The sequence below is a fragment of the Streptomyces sp. genome (assembly GCF_031178505.1).
Lineage (GTDB): Bacteria > Actinomycetota > Actinomycetes > Streptomycetales > Streptomycetaceae > Streptomyces > Streptomyces gulbargensis.
Genome location: NZ_JAPSIW010000631.1, coordinates 1 through 4160, shown reverse-complemented (window position 1 = coordinate 4160; position 4160 = coordinate 1). Strand labels below are relative to the sequence as shown.

The 4160-nt window shown below is 74.4% G+C and carries 5 protein-coding genes; 2 read left to right on the top strand and 3 right to left on the bottom strand.

What is annotated here, in order from left to right; all coding sequences use genetic code 11:
* Positions 1-126 precede the first annotated feature (126 nt).
* Complete coding sequence (locus tag RIF68_RS29370; protein WP_309054313.1) at positions 127-867, bottom strand: SDR family oxidoreductase; 741 nt, start codon at positions 865-867, stop codon at positions 127-129.
* A gap of 168 nt (positions 868-1035) precedes the next feature.
* Between RIF68_RS29370 and RIF68_RS29365 the strand changes: the two genes are divergently transcribed.
* Both RIF68_RS29365 and RIF68_RS29360 read left to right on the top strand, forming a co-directional pair.
* Positions 1036-1644 carry a dihydrofolate reductase family protein gene (locus RIF68_RS29365; protein WP_309054312.1) on the top strand — a complete coding sequence of 203 codons (609 nt, stop codon included), beginning with the start codon at positions 1036-1038 and terminating at the stop codon, positions 1642-1644.
* Positions 1645-1766: 122 nt separating this feature from the next.
* Positions 1767-2693 (top strand): DMT family transporter, encoded by a 927-nt coding sequence (locus tag RIF68_RS29360; protein ID WP_309054311.1) that lies wholly within the window; start codon positions 1767-1769, stop codon positions 2691-2693.
* Between the two features lie 373 nt (positions 2694-3066).
* On the opposite strand, the gene RIF68_RS29355 is transcribed toward RIF68_RS29360, so the two are convergent.
* On the bottom strand, positions 3067-3288 hold the full coding sequence (locus tag RIF68_RS29355; RefSeq protein WP_309054310.1) for a hypothetical protein: 222 nt from the start codon (positions 3286-3288) through the stop codon (positions 3067-3069).
* A gap of 490 nt (positions 3289-3778) precedes the next feature.
* Positions 3779-4160 (bottom strand): Gfo/Idh/MocA family oxidoreductase (locus RIF68_RS29350; protein WP_309054309.1); only part of this gene is annotated, 382 nt, incomplete at its 5' end.

Genomic DNA, 4160 nt, shown 5'->3' with positions numbered 1-4160 from the left:
TTCGCCTCCGGGCGCCCGAGCCGGGCTCACGGCCCCGGCCGTGCTCGCCTCCCTCGTCCCTCGCGGGCCTGCGCGCGCCCGGCACCGTTCCCCCGGCGCGCCCTTCGGCTCACTCGCCGGGGGCGTCTACGCCGTGTGGCCGCCGTCGACGGTGAACTCCGCGCCCGTCACGTACGACGCCTCGGGACCCGCGAGGAACGAGACCATCGCGGCGACCTCCTCCGGAGTACCGAAGCGGCCGAGGGCCGTCATCGAGGCCTGCGGTCCGGCGTACGGGCCGCCCGCCGGGTTCATGTCCGTGTCGGTCGGGCCCGGGTGGACCAGGTTCGCCGTGATGCCGCGCTCGCCCAGCTCGCGGGCGAGCGCCTTCGTCAGGCCGGCCAGCGCCGCCTTGCTCGTCGCGTACAGCGTGCCGCCCGGCCCCGGCACGCGGCCGGCGATGCACGAACCGATCGTGACGATCCGCCCGCCCCGGCCCAGACGGCCGGCCGCCGCCTGCGATGCCAGGAACGCCGCCCGGACATTCACCGCGAGGACCCGGTCCACCTCCGCCAGGGACAGTGACTCCAACGGCCCCAGCACCCCCACGCCCGCGTTGTTCACCAACACGTCCAGCCGGCCCAGCGCGTCCGCCGCCCACTCCACCGCGCCCGCCGCGTCCCCCGCGTCGGCCGCGTCCGCCCGCAGCGGCAGCGCCCTGCGCCCCGTTTCCTCGATCCGGGCCGCCACCTCCTTCGCCCGCCGCTCGTCCCGCACGTAGGTGAACGCCACATCCGCCCCCTCCCGCGCCAGACGCACCGCCGTGGCCGCCCCGATCCCCCGGCTGCCGCCCGTCACCAGAACCGCCGTACCGCTCCTCATGGACATCCCGGAACCCTCTCTCTCCGCACCAAGTGGTTGCAGGTTCAAGGAAACGCGGCGGCGGGTCCGGGCGCTGGCGGGAAACGGACACCACGACCGGCGCCGATGAGTTCCGCCGGGCGGCGCGGTCGGAACTTCCGGGACACGATGGTCCGGAAGAGAAAGGCACGCGCCATGGCCACCCTCAGCCTCACCCAGTTCCTCAGCCTCGACGGCGTCCACCAGGCCCCCGGCGGCCCCGACGAGGACCGTACCGGCGGCTTCGAGCACGGAGGCTGGACCGTCCCCTACGCCGACGACGACTTCGGGCAGTTCATCGACGAGGTCTTCGCCCGCCCCACCGCCTTCCTCCTCGGCCGCCGCACCTACGAGATCTTCGCGAGCTACTGGCCCCACCGGCACGACCCGGCCGACCCGGTGGCCACCAAACTCAACGCCCTCCCCAAGTACGTCGCCACCACCACCCTGACCAGCGCCGACTGGGAAGGCACCACGCTCCTGCGCGGCGACGTCCCGCAGGAGGTGGACGCCCTCAAGGCACGCACCGAGGGTGAGATCCAGACACACGGCAGTGGCGGTCTCGCCCGCACCCTCCTGGACCACGATCTGATCGACATCCTCCACCTCCTCGTCTTCCCCGTGGTCCTCGGCACCGGCCGGCGCCTCTTCCCCGAAGGCACCCGGCCCACCGCGTTCCGGCACATCGAGGGCCGCACCACGAGCACCGGTGTCACCATCCACACGTACGAGCGGGCCGGCCGCCCCACCTACGGCAGCTACTGAGCCCGGGGGAGAGGAGCAGGGGAAAGATGTAGCCACCACGGGCCGTGCCCGGTACGGTGAGCGCTCCACGTGCGAGCCGCCGAAGTCTCCACCCCGTCACCACCGTTGGAGCTCCGGCCGCCATGACGTCGATCGCCGCCCCCGTCCCCCTCGGCACCACCCGCCGGGCCTGGGTCACCGACCTCCCGCTGCTCCTCGTGGCCGTCGTCTGGGGCGGCAGCTACCTCGCCGCCAAGGGCATCACCACCACCCACACCGTCGTCGCCGTCCTGGTCCTGCGCTTCGCGCTCGTGCTCCCCGTCCTCGTCGTCGCCGGCCGGCGCAGGCTGCGGGCGCTCGGCGCCGCCCAGTGGCGCGGCGCCGCCCTCCTCGGGCTGATCCTCAGCGGGATCTTCCTCCTGGAGACCTACGGCGTCGTCCACACCTCCGCCACCAACGCGGGCCTCATCATCAGCCTCACCATGATCCTCACCCCGCTCGCCGAGGCCGCCGTCACCCGCACCCGCCCGCCCCGGGCCTTCCTCGGCGCCGCCGCCCTCTCCGTCACCGGCGTCGTCCTGCTCACCCAGGGCGGAGGCTTCACCACCCCTTCCCTCGGCGACCTGCTGATGCTGCTCGCCGCCGTCGCCCGTACCGTCCACGTCCTGGCCATGTCCCGCATCAAGGCCGTACGGTCCGCCGACTCGCTCTCGCTCACCACCGTCCAGCTCGGTGCCGCCGTCACCGTCTTCGCCGTCATCGCCGCCCTCCCCGGCACCGGAGCCTCCCCCTGGACCGTGGCGCTCGGCTTCGGCCCCCGCGAGTGGGCCGGACTCCTCTTCCTCTCCGTCCTCTGCACCCTGTTCGCCTTCGCCGTGCAGATGTGGGCCGTCCGTCGCACCTCCCCGTCCCGGGTCAGTCTCCTCCTCGGCACCGAGCCGCTCTGGGCGGCCGCCGCGGGCCTCGCCCTCGCCGGGGACCGGCTCGGCCTCCCCGGTCTCGCGGGCGCCGCCCTCGTCCTCGCCGGGACCGCGTGGGGCCGCCGCACCGCCGACCGGGACGCCCGATAAGTTCTGTGTCCATGACACCCGCTGCCCCCGAATCCCCCTCGTCACCCGCGCCCGGCGCACCCAGGGCTGGGGCCTCGGCCTGCTGACCGTCGCCGGGCTCCTCTGGGTCTGGTTCGCCGCGCTGCTCCTCACCCCGTACGAGCAGGAGGGCGGCGGCAGCCCCTGCCCACCCCTCCTCACCAGCGAGTACGTCAACCATGACGACTGCGTCGAGGCCCGTGACTGGCCCGGTCTCCTCGCCCTGCTCGGGGGTTCGGTCCCCTTCGCCGCCGCCGGCGCCGCCCTCTACGCCGCCGGCGCCGTCACCCAGCGGGTCGCCGAACACCTCGGCGCGCGGGACAGCTGACCCCCGTCCATCCCCGGGCCGGGACGCTCAGTCCTTCGCCACCCGGTCCGAAGCGATCATCACGGCCAGCCCCAGGACCGCGATCACCAGGTTCGCGTACAGCTCCCTGCCCTCCAGGACGGCTATGTTCTCCGTCAGGAAACGGGTCAGGCCCATGAACGTGAACCAGCCGTCCGTCAACTCGCGGATCACCCCGCAGACCCCGAAGACGGTGACCAGAAAACCGGTGACCTCAAGAAACCTCTTCATGGAGCGATCATCGCCGGGGCGGTCCGCCCGCCGCGTCCGCCGTTCGTCCACGCCGCCCGCGACGAAAGTCTCGACCCCGGCGACTTCGGTACCGGCGCGGGCCCGCGCGACCCGGTACGCGGCCCCCGGCTGCGTACATTGCGCTGATGACAGGCACGGACCGGCAGCACTGGCTGTTCCCCTCCCACCTGGTCGCCCCGGGCGGGGACGGGACGGTCCGGCCCCGGCGTACCGTCCGCGACTGGGGCGTCGACACCGCCCTCTTCCTGCTCGCCGCCCTCGTCGGGCTCGGGGTGCCGCGACGACACCGCGCGGTGCGGTGCCGGGCGGCGCGGGTCCGGGGACGCGTCCCAGTGGTGGCCGGGGGAAGCGGGGGCCGGAAGGGGCGCGAGCCGGGCGGGTGCCTCCACGACACCGCGTGGCGCGGGTCCGGGGGCACCTCCCAGGGGCCGGGAAGGCCGCGAGCCCGGCGAGGTCGGAAAGGAGCGACCTACCCCTCGCCCGCCGCCCCGTCCACGCGGACCGGACGCCGCTCGCGCCGGGAGCGCTCGCACGCCTCCGCGATCCGCAGGGCCGTCAGCGCCTCCCGGCCGTCGCACGGATTGCCGGCCTCGCCCCGCACCAGCCTTACGAACGCGTCCAGTTCGGCCTCGTACGCCGGGGCGAACCGCTCCAGGAAACCCGGCCACGGACTCGACGGCGCCGGCGGGCCCGGCGGTTCCACCGACCGCAGCGGCGTCCGGTCCCCCAGGCCCACCGCGATCTGGTCCCGGTCGCCCGCCAGTTCCATCCGCACGTCGTACCCGGCCCCGTTGCACCGGGTCGCCGTCGCCGTCACCAGCGTCCCGTCGTCCAGGGTGAGCAGCGCGGCC

Excerpts from the sequence above, each read along its gene's own strand:
- RIF68_RS29370 (WP_309054313.1), bottom strand. The coding sequence starts at position 867 with ATGTCCATGAGGAGCGGTACGGCGGTTCTGGTGACGGGCGGCAGCCGG.
- RIF68_RS29365 (WP_309054312.1), top strand. The coding sequence starts at position 1,036 with ATGGCCACCCTCAGCCTCACCCAGTTCCTCAGCCTCGACGGCGTCCAC.
- RIF68_RS29360 (WP_309054311.1), top strand. The coding sequence starts at position 1,767 with ATGACGTCGATCGCCGCCCCCGTCCCCCTCGGCACCACCCGCCGGGCC.
- RIF68_RS29355 (WP_309054310.1), bottom strand. The coding sequence starts at position 3,288 with ATGAAGAGGTTTCTTGAGGTCACCGGTTTTCTGGTCACCGTCTTCGGG.